We start from the raw sequence: 23,896 nt of genomic DNA, 5'->3' as shown, positions 1-23,896 counted from the left end.
GACTATGTCGAGGTGATCCCGAGCCTGCTTGCGACTGACCTGATCGCTGCGGTCTCGTGCGGGTAGTCCCGCCTGGACTCGATCACCGTTGGCACCGCGCGCTCACGTAACTCGGTTGGTACCTCGAGGGACGTGACATGCGAGAGATCCTGTCGACGAATCAACCTTCCGGACATCCCGAGGCGGTTCGCTGTGCGCCTCGGGTGACACGCTGGGCCAGTCGCGACCATCGGCCGCTGTGGAGCCGAACGTTCCGCAAGTGCAACGGGTGAAGTGGTGCTGGGGCGGTCCGGCGTGCGACGAAGCGGCCGTCCTTCGCAGGCGGCACTGTTAGATTATCGCTCTCAAGCGGACGCAGATCGTTTCCTCGCGGCACAAGCTCTAGAAGGTGGAACGAAGTTGGCGGTTCTCCAGTTGCACCAGTGGGCATCGTTTGGCGTAAGGGTTCAGGACCATGAGGATCCTGCTCTCGATGTAGTTGGTCGTGCGCTCACGACGAACGAGCGAGTCGTTTTGGACCTGCATGCTTCCGGTGACTATCAATTCGATACAAAATGGGTCAAGGCAAACGGAAAAATCCAATTGTCGCCTGGTGAATGTATTCGAATTCGGACCCGCGAACAAGTTCAACTGTCTAAAAGTGTCATGGGTATGGTTGTCTCTCGAGTTTCGCTCGCTGCCGACGGACTCAATGTTGCAAGCATCAAAATCGATCCGCAGTTCGTCGGCCGGCCCGAAATTGCCGTCATGAACTCAAGCAAGCGAACCATTAAGCTTGATGTCGGCACGGGCTTCGCCTCGCTCGTGCTACTCCGATTGGATGAGGTTATGACAGATGACCTGCTGCGCGTTGTTACGCCGACAAGTTCCCTGGAAACGCCACGGTGGAAGGAGCGGATCAGGCAACTAGCTCCATATGCGGCAACCGTTGCCGTAGCGTGGGTCACAACCGGGATACCTGACGTAATCAATAGCGCGATTCATTAGTGCATGTAGTTGTTGAGATATCTGTTCCGATATGACATTATGGATTAATCATGATTGAAAAAAATTTGACTGCCGATTCTGACCCAAGGTACCTCGCGTTGCGGAGAGGAATCGCACAACTCGATGACGTCTGCCTCGAGCGTCTTGAGACTCATATCTCTGCGAATCTCCCGCTTGTCCTGGATGAGGTGCACCACGATCCAGTCACCGGAAATTGGTGCGCCTTGGCAGTTGCGCTCGACGTACCTCGAGTGGCGTTATCCGAGTTTGATACGGACATGCCGACGGATGCGGACCATGAGGCGCGGGTGATAGGACTCATACAGTCCGTGGGTCAACGCGTCCTGGGGCAATTTGACATAAATCCGATTTCCGGTACTCCTGGGGATTTCTTCCGCGACGACCGATATTCCGATCTGCGCAAGGTCGTCGCCGACGAGATCGATTGTAGGGCCGAGTTTTAGGAATTATTCATCTCTAGCAGCAAGGTATCGTATCCCTTTTCGACAATCGAATAGCCCGGCCGATATATAAGATCTGCGAGCCTCGGATCTACAAGTCGGAGAGCTTGCTGGATTTCGGATGCTGAGTAGCCACCGCTCGACGTTGACTGAATGAGTGCCTCGATCTCAACGAAGACCCCGAGGTCGTCGACAGAGTCAATACAGATCGTTAGCTCGTCAGTCAGGCGAGTCCATGCGCGACGTTTCGAAATTTGCGCGACGTGCCCGAAACCCATAAGGGCCAGCACGCGAGTAATGGCCTGGACCGACTCAACCTTAACCTCCTCCTCGTCGCGGTCAAGGTTGTGTGAGCGTCGGCGCTTGACGGTCAGGATGGGTGCCTCGTCTCCGACTGTGCGCGTGCGGCAAATGACCGTACCAGCCGTGGGATTGAGCACGTCAATCGGCGTGGCTGCAAAAATTTCGTCGACCTGAGTGGCGAAGTTCAACTCGTACCTCGACGAGATTGCAACGATTAACTCTTCGTATGCAAAGTCGGCATGGGTGATCTTGACTTCTATTTCTCTTGCCATCGTATCTATCTTATCACCGAAGCGTCGTTCTTTCTCGGCTGTAGCTCGAGATCCGTGCGCATCTCAGTGGCCGACGTCGAGAACGACGTCGCCGAATACGTCGGCTGGACCAACCAGGATCGGCCTCATGGCGAGGTCGGGCAGGTCCGCCCCCCGGTTATAGGGGTCTGAAGGCAGTCACGGTGTTCGGGAAGTGCACTACGACCGCTGGTCCCGAGAGCACGGTCAATTCAATCCACGTGGACACGCGTTCGGTGCACCTTGCGTTGGATGGCAAGGTGACGTTGCCCTGCAGCGATACAGGGAGATGGTGGCGCCGCGCACTGATTCGCAGTCTGCGGGTCGTACCCGGCACGACCGTCGTGGCGCAAGCTCCACCGTCCGCAGCGTACTGACGGGCCACCAGTCGAACACGGATGAGCGAGCCGTCTTGCCCGTGCTTGATGACAGAGGGCACGCACAGCTCTCGGCCGCCTGTGCTGGCGTCACGCGAGCCTCCATCACTGACGCAGCTCGTGAGGTAGGCGCTCCCTGTCAGCAGGGCCGAGGTCCCCGGCGCTGCCGAGGTCGTCAGGCCCGCCGCATGTGTCTGCTGGTGCGAACGCGCGAGGAACGAGCGATGGGTGTACCGATCGCTGCCCGGATCATCGTTGATGAACCTTCGAGACTCTACGGTCGTTGCTGACACTGGTCCCGCGACCGTGAGTAGCGCCGTCGCTCGAACGGCCCGCCTGCTCAGCGATGCCGACGATCCTCTGAGTGTCATGGTCGCGCCGTATCCGAAGCACGCACCACGCTCTTTGATGGTGAAGTAGACGCGAACGGTGAGCGGAAAGGTCTCGCCGCGAAAGATGTTCGCAGCGGTCCCGAGCTTATCTAGGGTCTTCGTCCGCTCCTTGCACATGAGCGAGATCGACGCCATCTGGATCGGATCGACGCTGTCGTCTCGGATGTTCGCCGACAGCGTTGCCATGTAGGTGCCTGGTGCACTGATCTTCAGATAGCCGAGCTTCTGGTTCTCGCCGTTGCGCCGGACCTGGGCGGATGGAGTCAGGGTCGCTGAGACCGAGTCCGCATCGACCGCAGCGAATGCCGAAGAGATCGAGACTGGAACGCCAACTAGGGGAGTGAACACCAAGATGGCAAGCCACATCGCGAGGTAGCGGGCGGTGACTGTCGGCGAGTGCACGACATCAGTCGACCCCGCCGGCCTGAGCCCCGGGCACAGATTGGCGCGATCTGGCCGATCGGCCACCGTAGATGCCCGGGCTCGGTGCAGGAACTGGTGACATCTGATCTGGCTTGCCCGAGGGGGTGGCCTGGAAGGATGTCGTTGTGCCGAAGCCGTATCCGCAGGAGTTCCGCGATGACGTCGTGGCGATCGCTCGCGGCCGTGAGCCGGGGGTGACCCTTGAGCAGATCGCGGCCGATTTCGGGGTTCACCCGATGACGTTGTCGAAGTGGCTGCGCCAAGCCCGCATCGAGGACGGCGAGCGTCCCGGTACCAGCCGTGAGGAGCAGGCCGAGACCCGCGAGCTGCGCAAGCGGGTACGGCTGTTGGAACAGGAGAACGAGGTCCTGCGCCGGGCAGCCGCCTATCTCTCGCAGGCGAATCTCAAACTGGGTGGCTCCCCAAAATGAAGTACCCGCTCGTCGCTGAGCTTGCCGAAGCGGGTGTCCCTGTCGCGGTCTCGTGTCGCGTGCTCAAGCTCGCCCGGCAGCCCTACTACCGGTGGGCGGCTCGTCCGGTCGGCCCGGCCGCGCAGCTGCGCGCCCATCGCGTCGCAGCTCTGACCGCAGCGCATGTCGATGACCCGACCGCCGGCTACCGGGTCTTGGCCGATGACGCCCGTCGTGCTGGGGCCCCGATGGCGTATCGGACCGCGTGGCGGCTGTGCTCGAGCAACGGGCTGTGGTCCTCCTACGGCACGCCGAAGAACGGCAAGAAGCGCAAGAAGGGCGACCTCCCGGCCCACGAGGACCACGTCAAGCGCATGTTCACCGCGGCCGAGCCGAACAGGCTGTGGCTGATGGACATCACCGAACACAAGACGTTGGAAGGCAAGCTGTACTGCTGCGCGATCAAGGACGTCTACTCCAACCGGATCGTGGGCTACTCCATCCAGTCACGGATGAAGGCCCGGATCGTGGTCGACGCCATCGAGCACGCGGTCGCCCGCCGGCAGATGGAAGGCGCAGACGTCGCCGGCTGCATCCTGCACTCCGACCGGGGCTCTCAGATGAGAGCTCACGCCGCCCTGCGGGCACTGCGACGCCATGACCTGGTCGGCTCGATGGGCAAGGTCGGCTCGGCCGGAGACAACGCCGCGATGGAGTCGTTCTTCTCGATCCTTCAACGCAAGGTCCTCGACACCCGCCGCACCTGGCAGACACGCCAAGACCTCCGGCTGGCGATCGTGACCTGGATCGAACGCGACTACCACCGGCGCCTCCGCCAAGACCGCCTAGGCCGATTGACCCCCATCGAGTACGAGACCAAGATGACCGCTGCCTAACCCACCCGAACTGTCACCAGTTCCTGCAGCGCGCCCCCCCGATAGGTCGGGCGTGAGTAGTCGTAGGCGTACTCGGCCCTGGCCGCTACGTCATGTCGGCCATGATCCGCTAGCCTCCGGACCGACGAATGGAGTGGCTGATGCGGGTGTTCTTGGGCGTCGTCGTCCGTCGATCGGGCCTCGAGATTTCCGAGCGGGTGCAAGACGCTGCCCGCCGAAGTCTGCCCTTCGCTGACGGCAGAGGCGGCGTCGACTCCTGGGCCTCCGGTGATCGTCAGGCCCAAGTTTTCACCTGGAGCAACGAACCTGTGCAGCCGGACAGGCCGCTTCTCCAGCGGCAGGGCGAGGACAAGGCCGTCTTCGGGTTCTCCGGCTACACGATCGGGCAGCCGCTCGACGCGGAGTTGCTTCTCCGTGGGGAGCCCCTCGGGCGTCAGGGCGGCGTGTGGTCGGCGATCGGGGGCAGCGACGGAGGGGTCGTCAGTCTCACGTGCGCGTCCGGAGCAGAGTCGGTCTTCTATGCGGAGACCCCTGAACTTCTGGTGGTGGGCAATCGCGCGCTTCTTGTTCATTTGGTCGCAGATCCGTCCGGCCCTCATCACGATCCGGTCGGACTGGCGAGCATCATCAGCGCCGGCTACGCGGTGACGGATCGGTCTTCCTTCGAGGGCGTTCGCGCACTGCGCCCGGCGACCGCAGTGCGCTTGACCCCCTCCGGCGGGTTGAGCGTGGCACCCGTCGAGTTCGCAGCAGAGCCGCTGCCGTTGGCAGAGGCGCTCCGTGCGAGCGTCGAACCGCTCCGGGCTGCGGGCGAGCAGGTCCAGCTCGGTCTGACGGGCGGCCGCGACTCGCGGCTCATCGTCGCGCTCCTGCGCGCCGCCGACGTCTCGGTCTCCACCCGCACCTCTGGGCTACCGGATGACCCCGACGTCATTGTCGCGACCGAGGTGGCAGCAGCCCTCGGCGTACCGCACCGTGTCACGCCCCCCATGGGCGCGACCGTCGCGGAGTCCCAGGTCACTGTCGACGTCCAGGGCCGACTCAAGGAGGCGGTGGTCCTCGCGGACGGCATGCTCACTGGGTACGACCGAGTAGGCCGCATTGATGACGTCTACAAGCCGGCCATGAACCCCTTCGGCGGGAGCGGCGGGGAGATCCTGCGTGGTTACTACGCAGGTGCGGTCAAGGATCCGAGCGATCCGGCTGCGGTGCTTACTTACATGCGGGGACGACTGTTTGGCTCGGCGAAGCGGCTCACGCGAGACACGAGGGCTGCCTTTGAGGCTGACGCACAGGTGTGGTTGACGGACGCCGAGCGGACGGGCGCAGCGGCGCTCGAGGACTTTTACGTCGTGCAGCGCACCGGCCGCTGGACCGGGGCGGCGCGGGGCTCTGCCAGCATTGGTTCGCTGGCGCAGCGGCCGTACCTCGACCACGAGGTTGTCAGATCGGTGCGAGCCGTCTCACTTGCGGAGCGAATGAGCGAGCGCCTCATCGCGGAACTCCTCGACGACCTTGCGCCGCAGCTGCGCAATGTGCGGTTCGCCGGGCGGCGCTGGAAGTTCGACGAGTCGGCGCCATTGGATCCGCGCCAGCGCGAAGCCTGGGACGCTCGCGCTCCCGTCATCGGCGCCCACGGTGACCAGGCATCCTTCAACTGGCGTCTTGATCTGCCCGAGGTCAGGGCCGAGCTTGTCTCGGTTGTCATGGACGCTCCCGCGGCTTTCTGGCAGATCGCGGATCGACGACGCGTCGAGGAGATGGTCCTCTCCGAGCGGCCGAGCAACCGCCAGGAGGTCATGCGGACCTGGCACCTTGCCACCGTCGCGGCAGCACTCAGTAATGACTTCTGGGCATCCGCTGATTCACGTCTGTTGCCAGCGACCAGCGAGCTCACGGCGCCAGTTCCGAATGCACTCCCTCCAGCCGCGCCCTCCTCGGGTGACCGACTCCGCAGTCTCGCGCGACGGGTCCGAGATCGCGTACGTCGCTAGTTCAGGCGATCGCACGCCAGGTGACATACAAGCAGCGCTACAACCGAAACCTGAATGTCTGCTCGTGACTCCGACCGTGCGAGGTCTTCATGAGTGGAATCTCGGACAGGAAGTCGCCTTTACAGGTGTCATCCCGGATTGCGCTCCCCCAAGATGCACGCTGATCGAAACCCACGTAGTTCGTTCGGCAGTTCGTCTAACATCCTGCCCGCGGCCTGTCTACGGTATGCCCGCGCGTGGGGGGGCCATGATCGGGCATGAGCGTGCGGCCTCGGTGGCCGCGAAGGACGGACGGATCCGGCGTCGGGCAGCGCTGCTGCTGACGGCGGTAGTGACCGTGATCGTCGGACCGCTGGCAGCGCTGAGCGCCGATGCCGGTCTCGCCACTCCAGCGCACGCCGGCGAGGTCCGGAGCGACGCCCAGCGCAGCAGCGTCCGCTCGGCGCCGCGCACGCCGACCTCGGTGATGCCGCGCACCGTCGCGGCGCGGCTGGCCACCTCGGTGCAGCCTGAGCGGACCGTGCGGATCTTCGCGATGCGCGTGCGCGTTCGCAAGGGCGAGCGCCGTCTCATCACGGCCAAGATCTACGCCGCACAGCCGCGCTCGACCTCGGACCCAGTGCTGATGGCTGGCGTATCGGTGACATGCAACCCGCGTCCGGGCGGCGTCGGTAATGCCGGCTCGACGCAGAACTTAGTGCGTGAGCACCGCAGCCTGATGACGCCGCGGTTCATCTACCGCGCCCCGCGTACAGGCATCATCACCTGCACCGTCCGGGCGACCGGCAAGCGGCCGCGGCCGAACTGGCGGAGCCACCGCAGCAACGCCTGGAAGGTCTCGCACGGCTCCTACCTGTCGATGAGCCGCCCCCTCGGCCTGTGGTCGCGGACCCTGGTCAACACCTCCCGCTCCAAGATCCTCAGCAAGCACCGCCGCAGCTGGACGACGATCTCTCGCCGCGTATGGATCGGCGCCGGCAGCTCCTTCCAGATCCTCGCCGACCACAAGGTCACCACCTGTTCCTCCCCCGGCGGAAGCAAGGACTCCACCACCCAGGGCCGCGACCTGTGCGGCCGCCGCGTCAGCCGCAAGGGCACCCGCGTGCGCACCCGCCTCATCGTCGTGCAGCTCACCCGCAGCGGCCACGCCTGCGCACCGTGTCAGGTCGACTACGGGCAGCCGCAAGGTGACCCCGGCGATCCACCACGCCATGGTCTTCAACCGGGGGCGGATCAAGGTCCACCACCGCAAGGGCTGCACCTCGCAGTTCTGGGTGCGCTCCCAGGTGCTCCACCGCTCCGGTGCTGCGATGCGCGTGCACGCCCCGGCCGACCGGCTGACGATCCTGCTGCAAATCGTCCGCTAGCTGTACTGACCACGGACGTAAGGTACGGCGTGCCGCTAGACGATGACGAAGGCCTCCGGGTGAGGTGTGAAGCGATCAAGCATTCGAATCTCACAAACGGAGACTTTGGTGCCCCACGCTAACCCTGCCGGCCGCCTGCGTCTGGCCCAGTTCGTCGTCGACAAGGGTTGGACGCTACGACGGGCCGCGGAACGATGGAACTGCTCGGTGACCACGGCCAAGCGATGGGCCGACCGCTATCGGACCCTCGGCCGGGCCGGCATGATTGACCGATCCTCGCGCCCCAAGACCTCACCGCATCGCACACCCACGCTTGCTGAGCGTCGCGTGATCGGATTACGTGTCCCCTGCCCGGTGGGGACCAGCCATGATTCAGTCCAGCTGGCGGCCGTCTACGTCTTCACGGCCCATCGTCGGCCCTCAAACCCCGCTACTCCCAGGAACTCCGACCCGAATGCTGCGCGAGTCACCGATTTTGCGAATGAATTGAAACGAATGCAGGAGGGCGATCGGAGGCGGAGATTTCAGCCAAAGTGAGGCCCATATTGCAAGCCGCCCTCCGCTGGATCACGCGGAGGGCGGCTTGGTTTGCTCGAATCAGGAGGTTAGAAGCGTGTTCTCGTATGAACCATGAACGATCGTGGCGGTACTGCCACTTGCTAGTTCGAAACTGGTTGTGATCACGAATCGGCGAGCGCAACCCACGATAGGATCGATGTTCACCTTATTGAAGGACATGACGTGATGCCTGTTTCGAGAAATGTCGATGCTGCGGCTGATCACGGTTTGGCTCGAGCCGCACCACTCACCATTGCTGTACTTCTGGCGAACCTTAACGGTGAGCTGAACGGTCGAGGATCCGTTCCTGTCGATGTATCCGGAGCAGTCGGCGCCGTCTTCTCCGCCGGCACCACCACTGTCTGAGGTGCAAACCGTCAGCTTGTGATCACTGATGAGATCGAAGGACGTAAGCGAGTTCGGCAGCGAGACTTCGTCGCTAGAAGGCGTGTAGTTTGGAGACGACGAAGTCAAGAGCCTGTTGGGCGATGTCTGGCCGACCTCTCCAGTCCATGAATCCATTCCCTGGCTAATTGAAAGCTTTGACCCGGTGTCGACCGTCCAATAGTTGCTGTTCGGCTGGGTGTCAGGGCTCGCGGGCCGGGGCCGCCCACTTTTGGCCGTCACTGAACATGTGACAGGACCGGAGCTCTGGGGGTCGTAAACCATTCGCGGAGTCACGGTGATGGATTGACCCGCGAATGTGTTGGTTGTCGAGCCCTGGACTTGAGTTCCCTGGCCGGCGCAGGTCAAGTTCACCTGACTGTACAGAAGCTCGTCACTAGTGCTGGAAGGCTGCGATTCTGTGATCGATGTCGAAACATAATAGTTCTTGGTCGAATCAGCAGTGAAACTGAGCTTGAAGACGGTGATGGAGTCACCAGTAGCGGGAATGGTTCGAGTTCCGTCCCCGGTAGTGACAGAACTAGTGGAGTCGAGGTTGGGTGGTGTTGCCAGAGCGGCTGGCTGGGTTGCCACAGTGAGGCCAGCAGTGGCTAGGAGGATGCCTGCAGCAAAGGTGCTGCTAGCCCTGAACTTTGAGTGCACGCGAAATCCCAATCTTTGTGAGGGGACACTCTTGTCCGAGTGAGTTGAGTGTGGTCCTGACCCTACGGCTTCAAGGCGGGTGCCGCTAGAGTCCGTGCAAGATCACTCGTGGAGCTGTTCAGGTCTGTTGCGATTTGATTGACGTCGTATCTGTGAGGACATCCCTTGCTTGAAAAGGGGACTGCTGCACGTGTTGGTGACATCTTGACCTGCCCTACAGCTTGGGTTCCAGTCCTGGTGATGAGTCGAGGGCCTAACTGAAAGGCTCCAAGAGTGCCTCTCCCATATCCGCCCGAGTTCCGTGCCCGTGCTGTCGCGCTGGTCCGCGGTCTGACCGCTGCGTGGTCCGGTAAGTGGTTCAAGCCCCGAGGCGACTGGACCAGAGCCACCATGGAGATCTCCTCGCCGTGTTCGAGAAGCTGGCGGGGTCCGCCACGAGTGTCAGAGTCGACGCAGTGAACAATGAAATGGGGGACTGCCCCCGGTCTTGTTGACACTCGGGGTGTGCGGGGATCAGGCCGCTGCTGCGGTCGCGTAGATCATCTCAAACTCGACGGGGGTGAGCTTGCCGAGGCCGCGTTGACGGCGTCGGCGGTTGTACTTGGTCTCGATCCAGGTGACGATCGCGAGGCGGAGGTCTTCGCGGGTGTCCCAGCGGCGGGTGTTGAGGACGTTCTTCTGGAGCAGGGCGAAGAAGCTCTCCATGCTGGCGTTGTCCCCGGCGCCGTAGGAGCGGCCCATCGACCCGGTCAGGCCGTGGTGCGCGAGTAGCTGCTGGGTGCGTTTGGCGCGGAACTGGCCGCCCCGGTCGGAGTGACACACGGTGCCGACTGGTGAGCGCAGCGCGATGGCGTTGCGCAGCGCCGCTTGGGCCAGAAAGGACTTCATCCGGGTGTCGATGGAGTAGCCGACGATCCTGTTGGACCAGACGTCCTTGATTGCGCAGACGTAGAGCTTGCCCTCGCGCGTGGGGTGCTCGGAGATGTCCCACAGCCACACCTTGTTCGGACCGTCGGCGAGGAACTCGTGCCGCACCACGCCGTGCTCATCGACCACGGCGAGGAGGTCGTCATGGGGTGCCGGTCCGGTGGAGCCGGCCTTGCTCGCTTCTTGTGGTGCGAGGCGGTGATCCCCGGCGATCCGGCACAGCCGGTGGACGCGGTTCTCCCCGACGAGGACACCGTGCTGCAGGTCGAGCTCGTCGGTGAGGAACCTGTAGCCCAGCGTCGGGTCGTCCTCGTTGATGTCGTAGAGCTTGTCGATGAGGTGCGCGTCGTCCCAGTCCCGCTGGGACACAGGATCGGCCAGCCACTGGTAGTAGCCCTGCCTGGACAGTTTGAGGACCCGCAACGCCACCGCGACCGGCACCCGGATGCGGGCGCCGGCCGCGGCCATCTCTCGCCACGTGCGGGAAGACTATTTTCCCGGCAGGTTCGCCTGGGACAGGTAGGCAGCCGCCCGGCGGAGAACCTCGTTCTCCTGCTCCAGGAGCCGGATCCGCTTCTTCGCCTCACGCAGTTCGGCACGATCAGCCTCGGTCAGGCCGGGGCGCTTGCCGTCCTCGATGTCTGCCTTCTTCAGCCAGTTCGTCAACGAGCCTTCGGAGATGCCGAAGTCCTTCGCGATCTGCGCCAGCGGCGCCTGGCCCTTGCGGGCCACGGCCACGACGTCGTCGCGGAACTCCTGGGGATAGGGCTTAGCCACGGGGAAATCCTTCCTCCTGAGGCCGAAACCTCAGAGGTCAGGTGTCAACCCAACTGGGGGCAGTCCCTGGCTTCGTGCCTAGAGAGGTTGATTCTCACGCTGGGCTCGGTCCGGAAGCCGCCGTCTTTGCCAACAGTTCCGCCTGCCATAACCACTCCCGCGCAACTTCGTCGCTTGCGCTCAAAAAGCTTTGGATCGCGATCGCAGATAGCTCCGCGGCCCGATTCGCCGGACCCAACTCCAGGTCCCGCCAGCCAAGGATGGTGGCGATAATCGCTGTCTCGTCGGCTGTCAGTAGGTCGCGACCTCCGCGTAACGCATCCACTCCCATCTGGAGGTACGGTGCGGCTCGTTCCTGCCATCCCGAGGAGCGATAGTCCTTGTCCGCGATGGACGCCAAGCTTGAGATCGCATACCAACATGCGTGCATAACTCTAGTATGAGGATCGGCACCAGAGATATCGAGAAAATCTATCCCGAGCGGAGGGAGCTCTCCAATTTCGAGGTAAATTGCAGTGACTGCTGAAAAAATCTCGTAGCTGCGCTCCCATGGCGCTGAAGCCACATCGAGAACCTTCAGCATCGCCAAGATGTCAAGCCGGTAGTCAGAATGAGTTGGATCAGGTTCGAAGGCTTCACACGAATCGCATTGCTGCGCGTCTTTTAGAGTAGCGAGTGGAACAAAATTCTCTCCACACCGCGACCAGACGTTGACGCCGAGGCTGGCTGCGACGTTGGACGGGAAGATTGACACGAGGTAATGTGCGCAATCGTTGCGTGGCGCAGTGGGCCAAATGCGGACGCCGTAACCCCACGGCGGGGCCGCCTCGTCAATGCCGCTCGAGCGGAGCGCGACATTGTGGACGAGTATGTAAGCCGACACTAGCTTTAGTCGGTGCCGCAGGAGCTTTCGTCTACCCCGCGAACTTGTCACCACGGCGGGCAATTCGGCGGGGGCTTCGATAAAGGCAAATTCGTTGACGCGACCACTCTCGAAGAGTTCAAAATCGCGCTGGAATGCTATGTATTCCAGAGGCGCGACTTGCATAAGGCCCACGGATCGGTCCTTCGCAAACATTTCGTAAACCATCTGCGAAAGTTGCAGATTCGATCCATGGAATTTCCAGTAGGCGTCCCGCGCAGGCGCGTCAAGATATTTCCGCTCCAAAGACGTGACGGGACATTCGCCGCGATTGATGGCACCTCGAATCAATGCCATGTCGATGTGCTCAGAAGCCTTGTAGAAGAACGCAGAGATCGCGGCACTAGAGCGCTGAAACTGTAGTGCGCGAAGCATGCTCTTCGTCAGATCGTTCATCTGAATTTCGTCGCCGCTTATGTCAATAACGCCCAGCAAACTCAGCCGCGCGATTCCTCCAGCCGCCATTGTGAGATTTATTCGCGGCGACAGTCCCTCGGCGATTGTGCAGACGAGTCCAACGCTCGATGTTCGCGGCAGCCAAAGAAGAACGTCCAAAACCACCGCGCTGGATACGTTCGACGATACGGCGTCGGCCAAGCGTCGATAGACCTCTGTCATGGTCGCACTAACTCGGTCGCCGGTGGCGTTCGAGTAAGACGGGACGAGTTCGGCAAAACTATCGATCGCCTCAGCCGCGTTTAGGTGTACTGTCTCCCTGATATCGTCGAGGCGGAATTGGGTGTTGGTCGCGAGCCGACAAGCGATATCAATGACGAGGGGTCTATATCCAACCTCGCCGCAGAACCGCGCTATCTCCGAGTCCGTCGCCCTCTCGAAGCCAGTTCGCGCAGCGGCGATTGCCTCGGGTTCAGAGTAGGGACCGACTGGGACAGATGACGTGTTAGGAAGGGTGAATTCCCATCGACTGGTGAGCAAGGCTTGCACAGCGGACTGCTCAAGTAGGAGGCGAGCCCGCCCGTGTGACACGTTGTCCAGCACGAGTAGGTCAAGACTCTCTGGATCATGTAGCAGTCTGAGTAGGGCTGCATCTCGTGCAGCAGCACCGCCATTGGCCTGCTGGGACATGCCCTTTTCTTCCAAGTAGGCAGTCAGGGCAAGATCGTAAGGCGACGGGTTACCTACGTCCTCTCCGAGCCAGAGCACTCGGCGACCCGCGTATTCATCGCGGACGAGTTGGCGCGCAAGATAGGTCTTGCCGTTGCCCGACTCGCCGCGCAGCACCACCGTCCGCACTGCCTGCCGGAGCGACCAGCGAGCTTCGGAGTAGAGCTCGGCGCGAGCAATCTCTCCCTTGAACCGGTCCTCGAACGCGGCCTGTTGCGGCGCTGCCTGCGCCACGTCCAGCTCCCTCAAGGCGGTCGCGAAGTGGATCCACAACTGCGCACGAAGAGCTCTCTCGGATTCGGTGTCGACCGAGCGAGTGAAGGTGTCGCGGATCAGCTTGAGTCGCGAATTGTAATCGAGCCGCTTGTTTGGCGGATCTGCCCGCCCGATCATCACGCCAGCGAGCTCAGCCCAACCCATCGGCAGGAAGTTCGGCGGGGATGTGTCCTTGCCCGTAGCTGCTGCGGCGGACTTCAGCGTGACGTACAACGCCTCGTTGGGAGACGACTTCCAGTGCAAGGGTCGGACCCGAGCAACTTCGGCGGCCAGGTCGGGCAACTTGGCGAGGTCAGCCGCGTAGCTCTTCGGCAGGAACACGGCATCGAGTGGCCGTCGGCATGCAACACCGATCTGGTAGTCGAGCCCTTTGCCGCGCGGTTCAGTCACCAGTTGAGAGTGCCAGCGCCGACCCCATCAAATCTAGTCCGTCTTGTAGCGAGCGATCTGGTCGGACTCCAGCACCTCGCCGTCGAACAGCCGGTGCATCATGATTAGGGCATCGTCCTGAACGAAGCTGGCATCTCTCTCGACCTCAGCAAGCACTGCGAGCAACTCGTCAGTCTGCGCGCGCGACAAGATCGATCTACCTCGCTTTTTCGCATCATCCAAGTCGGGAAAGAACGCGGGCGTGCAATCCACCATCATCGCTAAGATGTTTTCATGTTCGTCCTCGTGTCCGCGCAGCGTGGAAAGGTAGAACGACAGGCCGGTGTCCAGATCTCGGGTCAGGTAGCGCCGCAGATCGGAGCGAAAAGCGTCGACGAGGTATTGGGAGACGATAACGCTGCGAACGAAATAGTCGGGACCTGAGCGTTCTGTTCGGGTCGCGTCTAACTCCGCATCTCTGTTCAGCATCACGGCACGTCCGAGTGCCAGTATGTGTTGCTGGCTGAGCATTTCCAGCCTGAAAGGAGACCGCTCAGCAGGCGGATGCTTGAACTCTCCAGGCTGGTGGTTTGAAAACTGGTCCAACTAACTCATGTTTGAACAGTTTCGCACATATGTCAAGACTGAATCCCGTTTCAACTCCACGAAATGGGAATATTTCCCATTTTGCGGGGATGAATTGGAAGGGTGCTTGATCTCAATCTTGGAGGGCGAGCAACGACCGTTGCTTCCGGCTAGAGAGGTGAGAATGCCATGGAGCCCGACGAATACATCGAACGAGACTGCTTCTGGTTCAGTCCCGAGTGGGGCTTGGACCACCCGGACATGCCGATCGTGAACGCTGGGGAGGTGGCCAAGTGAGCGACATTGTCCCGTATTCGTCAGGTGGCGTCATCTCGCGCGACAACCGTCGGGCTGCTCGTTCCATCGAGCGCAGTGCGACCGTGGCCCAGGTCCGGCGGGCACGGGTTGCCGACGAGACCGATGTCGCGGCCGAGAAGGTCGAGCAGCTGTCGTACCTGACCGGCGCTGCCATGATGGCGGTGGCGCGGGTGAACGGCATGCACAAGCAGTTGGAGCAGCAGGCTCCGGAGCTGGCTGGTCGGTTGGCGGTTCTGGCCGACAACCACGTGCTCATGGCTCTCGAGGTCATCGAGGACGCCCGTCGCGAGATGCGCCGGAAGTAGATCGACGTCATGGACGCCGTCATCTACTACCTGCCGGCCTCGGTGGGCTGCGACGGGCTGGTTGAGGAGATCAAGGAGAAGGCGTCGCGGTTCCTGGCCCTCTTCCCGGAAGCGGGCTCGCTCGCCGAGGAGTTGCTGCGCGGCGTCAGTGCAACTCTGGATGACCTGATCGACGACAGCCTCGGCGGTTCGTCGTGAGCGCCGCCGTAGTCGTCGGGATCGCGATGAACTTCCTGGCGGTGGGCGTCCTGGTGGGGTGGCGAGTGGGGCGCGGAAGGCCGCGAAGCGAGATCCTCGCTCGACGTCTGGACGCAGAGCGCCGCATGGAGCAGGTGACGCGGGCGACGCTCGCAGCGATGCGGGATTCGGTGCGCGAGCGCCGCAGCTAGAGATGAACAACCGCGGGCCGGCGCTGCCGGGTTCTGTGATGAGCGCTCTGCTCATCGTGCTCGCGGTCGCCGCAGGGGCGCGGGTGGCTTTCGAGCTGCTCGCGCCCCTGCTGCCATCGCTCATCGTGCTGGTGGTGCTGAGCTTCATCTTCAGCCTGCTCTTCCGGCGCTAGCGCCCCGTTGTGCATAAAACATTGCAGAGATGTACACAAATGTGTACAAGAAGAAGTAGGGGTAAGGAGGAAGGCAGCATGGGAAATCGTCGAATTCGGATCATCGGGACGCTGCGAGACGAGGTGGATACTGGCCTCCTCGCTCAGGTGATCCTGGCGATGGTTGAACGCCAGATCGCGCGGGAGGCGAAGGAGAAGTCGGAGGGTGCCGCAACCGGAGACGCAGCGTGACGCTTCCGCTCGTGCTCCTCGGCGCCGGCCTCGCTATGGCCGGCGCCGTGGTGTTCGCGCGGCACCTTGAGGCAGCTTCTTGGCGTCAATGCCTGAAGGCATTCCGCATCACGCTGCCTGTTGGCGCGTCGGTGGACGATCTCACTGCGTTCTTCACCGCGGCGAGCGCCATCACCCACCGACCGAACTGGTCGCTTCTACCGCTTCCTCCACTGGTCATTGAGACCGTGAGCACGAGCCGCGGTGTGGCTCACGTGCTGCTCCTCGCGCCGCAGAACGAGTCAGCACTCCTCGCCAGCTTGCAAGCCACCCTGCCAGGCGTCCGCATTCAGGAACTCCAGGACTACCGGCGGCCGCGGATGCGGGAGTGCCTCGAACTGGCGATTACCAGCCGCAGTCGTCCACTTGCCGTCGATCGGACTCAGGTTGCAACTGACGCCTTCCTATCGAGCTTGCAGCCGATGCCGGCCGGCTACGGCCTCGTCAGTCAGCTCGTCATCACCTCCGCGGGAACGCCGAGTCCGGTCAAGCAAGCGCCATCCAGTGCTCACACGCAGCGGCTGACGTGGCTCATCGAGGGTGAGGCGCCGATCGACGCGGAGGCGGTCAGCCAGCTTCGAAGGAAGTACGAGGCGCCACTCCTGTTGGCGAGTCTGCGGATGGGCGTTACGGGCCCAAGCCCCGCGACCGCGCATAGGCTCATCAGCCGCAGCTGGAGCAGCTTCCAGACTCTCAATGCGCCCGGAGTTCGGCTGGTGCGCCGGTACGCGCCGAGCCGTGTTTCCGCTGCCCGACTCCAGGGACTGCGGCTGCCGCTCGTGCGCTGGCCGCTGCTCCTGAACGCCAAGGAGGTGGCGGGCATCGCGGGCTTGCCGGTCGGGGGCTTAGTCATCCCTGGTGTGAGCCGCGGAGCTGCTCGGCAGCTGCCTGCCCCAGCGTCTCTGCCTCGGCGCGGTCTCGTGCTAGCGCACAGCAACTACCCGGGACAAGAGGGACGTCCCCTCGCGCTGTCGACCGTCGATCGCCTTCGGCACGCCTATTACGTAGGGCCCACCGGATCTGGGAAGAGCTGGCTCCTCGCGAATGCAGTGCTCCAAGATATCGAGCAGCAGCGCGGCACCTTCGTGATCGACGTCAAGGGTGATCTCGTGCGGGACATCCTGGCCCGCGTGCGTCCTGCCGACGAGGAGCGGATCGTCGTCATCGACCCAAGCAATCGTCGTCAGGTTGTCGGTCTGAACGTGCTGCAGCACCTTGGGTCCGAGTCCAGCCGGGAACTCGTCGTCGACAACGTGGTCCACATCTTCAGAGAGCTGTGGCACGGATTCTGGGGGCCGCGCACTGACTGGGTCATGCGCTCCGGACTCAGCACGCTGACACTTGCGCGAGCGCCCGGCGACGAGCAGTACACCCTGGTGGAGTTGAGCCCGCTCCTCACGAACGCGGCCTTTCGCCGTGATCTGCTCAGTCGAGCAACCCTGCCCGCGGATCTCGCGTTGTTCTGGCAGCGCTATGACGCGATGAGTGACGGTGAGCGTGCCCAGGTCATTGGTCCGACCCTCAACAAGCTTGACGCCTTCACTAGTCGCACAGCGATTCGCCTCATGCTCGGACAGAGCGATGGCATCGACATCACCGACATCTTCACGGAGCGCCGGACGATCCTGCTGGCGCTGGATAAAGGTCAGCTCGGCGCTGAGACCACCAGTCTCCTCGGGGCGCTCAGCGTGGCCGCGCTGTGGCAGGCAACGCTTACTCGCGCTGCGGTACCGGCCGATCAGCGAAGGCCCGCCTTCGCGGTGATCGACGAGGCTCAAGACATCGTCCGATTGCCGCTCGCGATTGCCGACATGCTGGCTCAAGCCCGCGGCTATGGGCTCGGCATTACACTCGCCAACCAATATGTCGCGCAGCTGTCAGACGCTGTCCGAACCGCCATCCTCGGAACGGTCCGAACCCAGCTTGCGTTCGCCGTCGACTACGACGACGCCCGGATCCTTGAGCGGCGCTTCAGTCCGCTGACGAAGGATGACCTACAAGGGCTCCAGGCCTTCGAGGTGGCGATCCGCCCCTCCGTCGGTGGCCAAACGCTCATGCCGGTCACTGGCACCACTCTCCCCTTGCCTGCCGCGATCACCGATCCAAGGCGCCTGGCAACGGAGGCTGCTGCCCGCTACGGGATGGCGCGATCCGATATCGAAGCCGCGATGTCAGCTCGATCGGCCCGAGACAGATGGAGTCGGCCCGGTCGGAGCTTCGGTCGAGAGACGCGTAGAGGCGAATCGTGACCGACGTTCTTCTCGCTGTTCAGATCAGCGTTCATCTCGCGCTTGAGGTCGTAGCGCAGCTGACCTGCGGAGACGGCCCTGCAAGGCTGCCGAAAGAGTGGCCGCCTTCGGAGGCCACTGCATGAGTGCGCACCGAATCTCCGCCAACCGCCGCCAGTGGCTGGAGTCGAGGCTGTCAGAGCGTGACCGTTTGGTCCTCGACTGGGTTGCCCGCCTCAGGCTGGCTACCGGCCAACAGCTTGAGCAGTTGGCCTTCGACGATCTCAGTCCGTCGAGCCTCCCTGTCGTGCGCGGCCGCGTACTGCGTCGCCTCGTTGACTGGAATCTGCTCGAGCTTGTTGATCGCCGCGTCGGGGGAAGCGCAAAAGGTTCTGCCAGCGGCATCTACCGACTGACTGCAGCCGGCCATGCCATTGCCCTTCCCGCTGCTGCTCGGCCAACAAGGCCATACACCGACCGGTTCACGGCCCACACGATCGCGACCAGCCAGCTTGCTGCGGACCTTGTCCTTGCCCTGCGCCGCCATCCCGACTACCAGCTCGCCACGTACGTCACCGAGCCTGCCAGTTGGATGCCCGATGGCCTCGGGAACTACCTGAAGCCCGACGCCTACCTGCGGCTGCAATCGGCAAGCCTCACCATGCACTGGTGGGTCGAAATCGACCTCGGCTCAGAGTCGTTGCCTGCGCTTGAGCGCAAGCTCCGGAACTATCTCGGCTTCGTCGCCCGCGGCCTCGGTGGCCCGAGTGGGACCGTGCCTCGCGTGGTCTTGGTCGTGACGTCAGACGGCCGCCTGGAGGCCGTTACGACGCTACTTCGTCGGCTGCCCTACCCGGCGACTGATCTGTTCACAGTCTGCCTTAGCGGTCGAGCGGTCGTCACTCTGCTGGCGGCGTTCGATGAATGAGTGTCGAACCGTCCAGTCGCATGCAACCTAACGAAAGGAGCACTCATGAGAAATCCGGATCTGAAGGCCGGTGATGCCTAGCGCTAACCACGACGGTTCTCCCCGCACGGGGGAGCTCGAACTTGGGGCCTACGGAGCCAGGAACCTCGACGGCGCGGCCTGCCTGGAGTTGAACCCACTCGTCGCGCACAAGTTCTTCGACATCAACTTCCAGCGCGATGTGGTGCGGCGCAAGGCAGCGCAGAACATCTGCGCGCGCTGCGTGGTCGCCCCCGAGTGTCTGCAGAACGCCCTGCACGGCCCCGCGCCGCCGACGCGCGGCGTGATCGCCGGCCTGAGCGCGCACGAGGTGAGGCGGGCCCGAAGTTGGCTGGCGTTCGAAACCGGTGCGCTGGAGAAGGCGCCTCGGCGGCCTCGACCTCAGTGGTTACCGCGGCCGGACGCGGCTGAGACAACTGAACAGACGCTCGTTGAGCTCGACGAAGGCATCGAGCGATGAGTCGGCAGCAGATGTTGTCGATTCTACGTACACAAATGTGTACAGGCGTTGTACACTGGAGCTAGTAGACGGAGGACCATCACCATGTCCGAGAACGATATGACCCTTGGGCGATACCTGGAAGCCGCCCGTCAGGACGCAGGCCTCAGTCTGCGCCAGTTGGCAGAGGCCGCTGACGTACAGCTCACGATCGTGGCTCGGTTGATGCGCGACGAAGTGAAGAAGCCGGCGCCGGCTGTGCTGATGCGTCTCGCTCCTGTTCTGGAGCTGCGGACCAGTGACCTGTTCCTGGTCGCCGGCCTGCCAACGCCGACGGATCTGCCGAGCGTGGAGGCACTACTACGCGCTGAGTACGACCTGCCGGAAGACGCCGTAGCCGAGGCCAAGCAGCAGATTGAAGCGATCGTCGCCCGCTACAAGGCGACGGGGAGTAACCGAGAGGAGGGGAACCATGGAACGAGCAAACATCACTAGAGACGTTCGCGGCTTGATGCCGCAGCGCACCTTGACGCTGTCGGAGGCATATCAGGTCGCCGAGCTTCAGGCCGCGAAGTTGATCGAGTGTCTCGGTATCACGGGGCCGGCGGTCGACGTCGCGCGTCTGACTGAGCTGCCGAAGATCGAGGTCCGTATGGAGCCCCGCCACCGGATGCCGAGCCTGGCGGGCTTCTCGCAGTGGGCCGACGGTCGGTGGCTGATCGTCGTCAACCGAGATGGTCCGACCGGGCGGCGTCGCTTCACGCTGGCGCACGAGTTCAAGCATGTCCTCGACCACCCGTCGTACAAGGTCGCCTACAAGCACCTTGGCCGCGGTGACCAGACGAAGCACGACCAACAGATCGAGCTGGTCTGCAACTACTTCGCCGCCTGCTTTCTGATGCCGCGCACCTGGGTCAAGCGCGCCTACGCAAGTGGCATACAGGACGAGGAGGCCCTGGCCGGCCTGTTCAAGGTCAGCGTCGAAGCCATGCATAACCGCCTGATCTTCCTGGGCCTCATCGGAGATGACCGGCGTCCGATCGCCGACTACTTTCGCGCGGACGGCCGGCTGACATCCGCTAGAACGGTGGCGGCATGAGTGAGGCGGGTGGGCCGACTCGCGCCGTGTCTTACCTGCGCGTCAGCACGAAGGAGCAAGCTGACCGCGAAGGTGATCCCGAGGGGTACTCCATCCCCGCGCAGCGGGAAGCGAACGCTCGCAAGGCGGAGTCACTTGGCGCATCGATCGTTGCTGAATTTGTCGATCGCGGCGAGTCAGCACGGTCGGCCGACCGCCCACAGCTGCAGACGCTACTCGACTTCATCTCGCGGCAACCAGTCGACTACGTGATCGTCCACAAGGTCGACCGGCTCGCGCGAAACCGAGTCGACGACGTCGAGATCAATCTCGCGATTCAGGCCGCCGGAGCGGCACTCGTGTCGGCAACCGAGAACATCGACGAGACGCCCAACGGCATGTTGCTGCACGGGATCATGAGCTCGTTCGCCGAGTACTACAGCCGCAACCTGGCGACTGAGGTGCTCAAGGGGATGAGCCAGAAGGCCAAGGGTGGCGGCACCGTCGGCATGGCGAAGATCGGCTATCGCAACACACGGATCATCTCGGCAGAGGGCCGCGAAGTGCGCACGGTCGAGGTCGATCCGGAGCGTGGCCCTCATATTCGCTGGGCATTCGAGGCCTACGCGACTGGCCAGTGGTCCCTGAATCGGCTGACGGCCGAGCTTGCAGATCGGGGCCTCGCCTCGCGTCCCTCTGCGAAGCGGCCGAGCAAGCCACTGGCGGTGAGTCAAGTTCACCAGATGCTTCGGTCGCCCTACTACCGAGGTGTCGTCGTCTGGCAGGGGGTCGAGTACCCCGGTCGTCATGAGCCGCTCATCGACGAGGCGACCTGGCACAAGGTGCAAGAGATGCTCAAGCTAAAGCGGACGGGTGAGAAGGAGCGCTCTCACAACCACTACCTCAAGTCCAGTGTCTTCTGCGGCTCGTGTGGCGCTCGCTTGATCATCACTCATGCCAAGAACAACTACGGCACGGTCTATCCCTACTTCGTCTGTGGCAGCCGGCATCAGAAGCGCAACGACTGCACCGCGAAGGCTGTGCTGATCAGTGATGTCGAGTCCGAGGTCGTTGCGTTCTACAAGTCGGTGCAGTTGTCGGCGGTTGCTCGAAAGTCAGTCGAAGCCAGGTTGACTGCGGTGCTCGACAAGGTCGCGGCCGTGCAGGAGGGCGAGCGCCAGACGCTGCTGACGCAGTTGCGCACGGTGAAGGACCAGCAAGCCAAGCTGCTGCAAGCTCACTACGCGGGTGCCGTGCCGTTGGACCTGCTCGCTAGCGAGCAGGAGCGGCTCGGGCGTCAGCGCGCGAGCGCTGAGCAGCGGCTCAGCACCATGGAAGTTAGCCAAGAGAAGGTTCGCGAGAACCTGCGCTGCGCCTTGGATCTCATCGAGAACATGGGTGCCGCCTATGAGCAGGCGCGGCCGAGGGAGCGGCGCACGCTCAACCAGGCGCTCTTCAGTCACCTCTACGTGCGAGATCTCGCAACCGACGGTCAGCTCAACGAGCCCTACGCGACGCTTCGCGAGATCGCCGAGGGCGATCAGCTCACGACCGCGATCGACCAGGAGGTCTATCGGCGAGTCGAGACGCGGTCGAAGTTTGAAAAAAGGCGCAACGGCGCCAGTTTGAAAGAGTCGGTGTTGGTGCCCCAGGCCAGAGTCGAACTGGCGACCTTTCGCTTAGGAGGCGGCTGCTCTATCCACTGAGCTACTGGGGCGCGGCCGTCCCGACGGGCCCGGCCGGTCGGAGCCTAGCCCGCGTGGCGCCTCCGGACGGCAGCCGGGCCGCCCGATCCGCCGCCGTCGCCGAGCCCGTCGCTTTGGAGACGCTCAGGAACGTCTCCCAGAATGGCGCCCCGTGAGCCCGTCCGACGCCCCCTCCCGCCGCGCCCCCGTGCGCGGCAAGCGCCGGGCACGGCGACGGCGTCGGCACTCGGTCGGCCTCGGCGTCCTGGTCACCCTCCTGGCGCTCGCGCTGGTCGCCGGGCTCGGCACCGCGTACGTCTACCGCGACCTCAACGCCAACCTGACGCTCGTCGACATCGACCAGCAGATCGTCGGGCCGCGGCCCACGAAGGCGCCGGCCACCGGCCCGCAGGAGCCGCTGAACATCCTGGTGATGGGCTCCGACACCCGCGACGGCGTCGGCAACGCGGTCGACAAGCAGGTCGGCGGTGGCCAGCGCTCCGACACCACGATCCTGCTGCACGTCTCGGGTGACCGGAAGCGCGCCTACGGCATCTCGATCCCGCGCGACTCCATGGTCGACCGGCCCGCCTGCAAGAGCCTCGCCGGCCAGGTGGTGCCGCCCGCGACCTACCAGATGTGGAACGCCGCCTTCGGCATCGGCGGCCCGGCGTGCACGGTCGCGCAGTTCGAGAGCCTCACCGGCATCCGCGTCGACCACTTCGTCGTCGTCGACTTCCGCGGCTTCCGCGGCATGGTCGACGCGATCGGCGGGGTGCAGGTGTGCATCCCGCAGGTGATCGACGACCGCCGCCGCGGCATCTACTTCGACCCCGGCACCCAGGTGCTGAAGGGCGAGCAGGCGCTCGACTACGTCCGCGAGCGGCACGCCGTCGGCGACGGCTCCGACGTCGGCCGGATGAAGCGCCAGCAGGCGTTCATCGCCTCGATGGTGCGCTCGGTGGTCTCCGCCGGCACCCTCGCCCGCCCCGACCGGCTGCTCGGCTTCCTGCAGGCGGCGACCAAGTCGCTGACCCTCGACCGCGGCCTCGGCGACCTGCTCAAGATCGCCGACCTCGGCTCGACCGTCGCGGGCATCGGGCTCGGCGAGGTGAAGTTCACGACGATCCCCAACACCGTCGACCCGCAGAACCCCAACCACCTCGTGTGGACGCCCGCCGCCGACGGCGTCTGGCAGCGGGTCAAGGACGACGAGCCGCTCACCGCGAGCGCCACCAAGGACGCCATCAGCGCCGCCGACGTGCCCGACGGCTCGTCCGCGACGAAGAGGGCGAAGCGCACGACCGCCCAGACGCAGGCGCTGAAGTCGGCCGGGCTGTGCACGTGAGCGACGCCGAGCAGCCGGAGCAGCCGGAGCAGCCCTCCGCCCAGCGGGATGCCGAGTGGCGACGTCGCCGCCGCCTCGCCGAGGTCTTCGGGGACGTCGAGCCGGCCACCACCTCGGACGAGCGCGACCCCCGCGACGCGGCCGCCCCGCGCGACGCCGACGCCTGGCTGCGCGAGCAGGTGCCCCCGCACCACGGCCCCGTCTGACGGC

At 63.6% G+C, this 23,896-nt stretch carries 20 protein-coding genes, 1 tRNA gene and 3 pseudogenes; 16 read left to right on the top strand and 8 right to left on the bottom strand.

What is annotated here, in order from left to right:
• Positions 1-294 precede the first annotated feature (294 nt).
• Positions 295-987 carry a dCTP deaminase domain-containing protein gene (locus K8Z61_RS19325; protein ID WP_224129654.1) on the top strand — a complete coding sequence of 231 codons (693 nt, stop codon included), beginning with the start codon at positions 295-297 and terminating at the stop codon, positions 985-987.
• A gap of 460 nt (positions 988-1,447) precedes the next feature.
• Here the strand turns inward: K8Z61_RS19325 and K8Z61_RS11580 are convergent, their stop codons facing one another.
• Positions 1,448-2,023 carry a CYTH domain-containing protein gene (locus K8Z61_RS11580; protein ID WP_224129652.1) on the bottom strand — a complete coding sequence of 192 codons (576 nt, stop codon included), beginning with the start codon at positions 2,021-2,023 and terminating at the stop codon, positions 1,448-1,450.
• 157 nt (positions 2,024-2,180) lie between these two features.
• Positions 2,181-3,212 carry a hypothetical protein gene (locus K8Z61_RS11575; protein WP_224129650.1) on the bottom strand — a complete coding sequence of 344 codons (1,032 nt, stop codon included), beginning with the start codon at positions 3,210-3,212 and terminating at the stop codon, positions 2,181-2,183.
• 146 nt (positions 3,213-3,358) lie between these two features.
• On the opposite strand from K8Z61_RS11575, the gene K8Z61_RS11570 reads away from it, so the two are divergent.
• The 4 genes and pseudogenes from K8Z61_RS11570 to K8Z61_RS11555 all read left to right on the top strand — a co-directional run.
• Positions 3,359-4,539 (top strand): IS3 family transposase gene (locus K8Z61_RS11570; protein ID WP_374227942.1). Its coding sequence is split into 2 segments (ribosomal slippage): positions 3,359-3,622 and positions 3,625-4,539, totalling 1,179 coding nucleotides; the frame shifts between segments, so codons are not numbered across the junction.
• A gap of 128 nt (positions 4,540-4,667) precedes the next feature.
• Complete coding sequence (locus tag K8Z61_RS11565) at positions 4,668-6,533, top strand: asparagine synthase-related protein (RefSeq protein ID WP_224129649.1); 1,866 nt, start codon at positions 4,668-4,670, stop codon at positions 6,531-6,533.
• A gap of 247 nt (positions 6,534-6,780) precedes the next feature.
• Positions 6,781-8,022 (top strand): proline-rich domain-containing protein, encoded by a 1,242-nt coding sequence (locus tag K8Z61_RS11560; RefSeq protein ID WP_224129647.1) that lies wholly within the window; start codon positions 6,781-6,783, stop codon positions 8,020-8,022.
• Positions 8,006-8,273 (top strand): annotated as a pseudogene (locus K8Z61_RS11555) (leucine zipper domain-containing protein); the annotation flags it as partial. The gene K8Z61_RS11560 and the pseudogene K8Z61_RS11555, both read left to right, overlap by 17 nt.
• Positions 8,274-8,497: 224 nt before the next feature.
• Here K8Z61_RS11555 and K8Z61_RS11550 read toward each other — a convergent pair.
• The 4 genes and pseudogenes from K8Z61_RS11550 to K8Z61_RS11535 form a co-directional block, all read right to left on the bottom strand.
• On the bottom strand, positions 8,498-9,505 hold the full coding sequence (locus K8Z61_RS11550) for a hypothetical protein (protein ID WP_224129645.1): 1,008 nt from the start codon (positions 9,503-9,505) through the stop codon (positions 8,498-8,500).
• A 513-nt stretch (positions 9,506-10,018) separates the two neighbouring features.
• Positions 10,019-11,209: pseudogene (locus K8Z61_RS11545) on the bottom strand (IS3 family transposase).
• A gap of 94 nt (positions 11,210-11,303) precedes the next feature.
• The gene (locus tag K8Z61_RS11540; RefSeq protein ID WP_224129643.1) at positions 11,304-13,922 is read right to left on the bottom strand and encodes a hypothetical protein; all 2,619 of its coding nucleotides are present in this window, start codon (positions 13,920-13,922) and stop codon (positions 11,304-11,306) included.
• Between the two features lie 33 nt (positions 13,923-13,955).
• Positions 13,956-14,507, bottom strand: a complete 552-nt coding sequence (locus K8Z61_RS11535; protein WP_224129641.1) for a hypothetical protein — start codon at positions 14,505-14,507, stop codon at positions 13,956-13,958.
• A 272-nt stretch (positions 14,508-14,779) separates the two neighbouring features.
• On the opposite strand from K8Z61_RS11535, the gene K8Z61_RS11530 reads away from it, so the two are divergent.
• The 9 genes and pseudogenes from K8Z61_RS11530 to K8Z61_RS19485 form a co-directional block, all read left to right on the top strand.
• The gene (locus K8Z61_RS11530; protein ID WP_224129639.1) at positions 14,780-15,109 is read left to right on the top strand and encodes a hypothetical protein; all 330 of its coding nucleotides are present in this window, start codon (positions 14,780-14,782) and stop codon (positions 15,107-15,109) included.
• A 9-nt stretch (positions 15,110-15,118) separates the two neighbouring features.
• Positions 15,119-15,307, top strand: a complete 189-nt coding sequence (locus K8Z61_RS11525) for a hypothetical protein (RefSeq protein WP_224129637.1) — start codon at positions 15,119-15,121, stop codon at positions 15,305-15,307.
• 229 nt (positions 15,308-15,536) lie between these two features.
• On the top strand, positions 15,537-15,671 hold the full coding sequence (locus K8Z61_RS18960) for a hypothetical protein (RefSeq protein ID WP_263430964.1): 135 nt from the start codon (positions 15,537-15,539) through the stop codon (positions 15,669-15,671).
• A gap of 227 nt (positions 15,672-15,898) precedes the next feature.
• On the top strand, positions 15,899-18,190 hold the full coding sequence (locus K8Z61_RS11520) for a type IV secretory system conjugative DNA transfer family protein (RefSeq protein WP_224129635.1): 2,292 nt from the start codon (positions 15,899-15,901) through the stop codon (positions 18,188-18,190).
• Positions 18,191-18,287: 97 nt separating this feature from the next.
• Positions 18,288-19,097 carry a replication-relaxation family protein gene (locus K8Z61_RS11515; RefSeq protein WP_224129633.1) on the top strand — a complete coding sequence of 270 codons (810 nt, stop codon included), beginning with the start codon at positions 18,288-18,290 and terminating at the stop codon, positions 19,095-19,097.
• A 73-nt stretch (positions 19,098-19,170) separates the two neighbouring features.
• Positions 19,171-19,596, top strand: a complete 426-nt coding sequence (locus K8Z61_RS11510; RefSeq protein WP_224129631.1) for a WhiB family transcriptional regulator — start codon at positions 19,171-19,173, stop codon at positions 19,594-19,596.
• A gap of 84 nt (positions 19,597-19,680) precedes the next feature.
• Positions 19,681-20,070: a helix-turn-helix domain-containing protein gene (locus tag K8Z61_RS11505; protein ID WP_224129629.1), complete on the top strand. Its 390-nt coding sequence runs from the start codon at positions 19,681-19,683 to the stop codon at positions 20,068-20,070.
• 16 nt (positions 20,071-20,086) lie between these two features.
• Complete coding sequence (locus K8Z61_RS11500; RefSeq protein WP_224129627.1) at positions 20,087-20,674, top strand: ImmA/IrrE family metallo-endopeptidase; 588 nt, start codon at positions 20,087-20,089, stop codon at positions 20,672-20,674.
• Positions 20,671-21,723, top strand: a pseudogene (locus tag K8Z61_RS19485) (recombinase family protein); the annotation flags it as partial. The gene K8Z61_RS11500 and the pseudogene K8Z61_RS19485, both read left to right, overlap by 4 nt.
• A 45-nt stretch (positions 21,724-21,768) precedes the next feature.
• On the opposite strand, the gene K8Z61_RS11490 reads toward K8Z61_RS19485, so the two are convergent.
• Together K8Z61_RS11490 and K8Z61_RS11485 are read right to left on the bottom strand one after the other, a co-directional pair.
• Positions 21,769-22,116, bottom strand: a complete 348-nt coding sequence (locus K8Z61_RS11490) for a hypothetical protein (RefSeq protein ID WP_224129625.1) — start codon at positions 22,114-22,116, stop codon at positions 21,769-21,771.
• 178 nt (positions 22,117-22,294) lie between these two features.
• Positions 22,295-22,370 (bottom strand) — tRNA-Arg (locus tag K8Z61_RS11485).
• A 140-nt stretch (positions 22,371-22,510) separates the two neighbouring features.
• Here K8Z61_RS11485 and K8Z61_RS11480 point away from each other — a divergent pair.
• Together K8Z61_RS11480 and K8Z61_RS11475 are read left to right on the top strand one after the other, a co-directional pair.
• Positions 22,511-23,686, top strand: a complete 1,176-nt coding sequence (locus tag K8Z61_RS11480) for an LCP family protein (RefSeq protein WP_224129623.1) — start codon at positions 22,511-22,513, stop codon at positions 23,684-23,686.
• Positions 23,683-23,892 carry a hypothetical protein gene (locus K8Z61_RS11475; RefSeq protein WP_224129621.1) on the top strand — a complete coding sequence of 70 codons (210 nt, stop codon included), beginning with the start codon at positions 23,683-23,685 and terminating at the stop codon, positions 23,890-23,892. Before K8Z61_RS11480 ends, K8Z61_RS11475 begins: the two co-directional genes overlap by 4 nt.
• The last annotated feature ends 4 nt before the right edge of the window (positions 23,893-23,896 follow it).

It is taken from the genome of Nocardioides sp. TRM66260-LWL (genome assembly GCF_020075545.1).
Lineage (GTDB): Bacteria > Actinomycetota > Actinomycetes > Propionibacteriales > Nocardioidaceae > Nocardioides.
The sequence above is the reverse complement of the archived record's forward strand: the minus strand, read 5'-3'. Positions and strand labels throughout refer to the sequence as shown.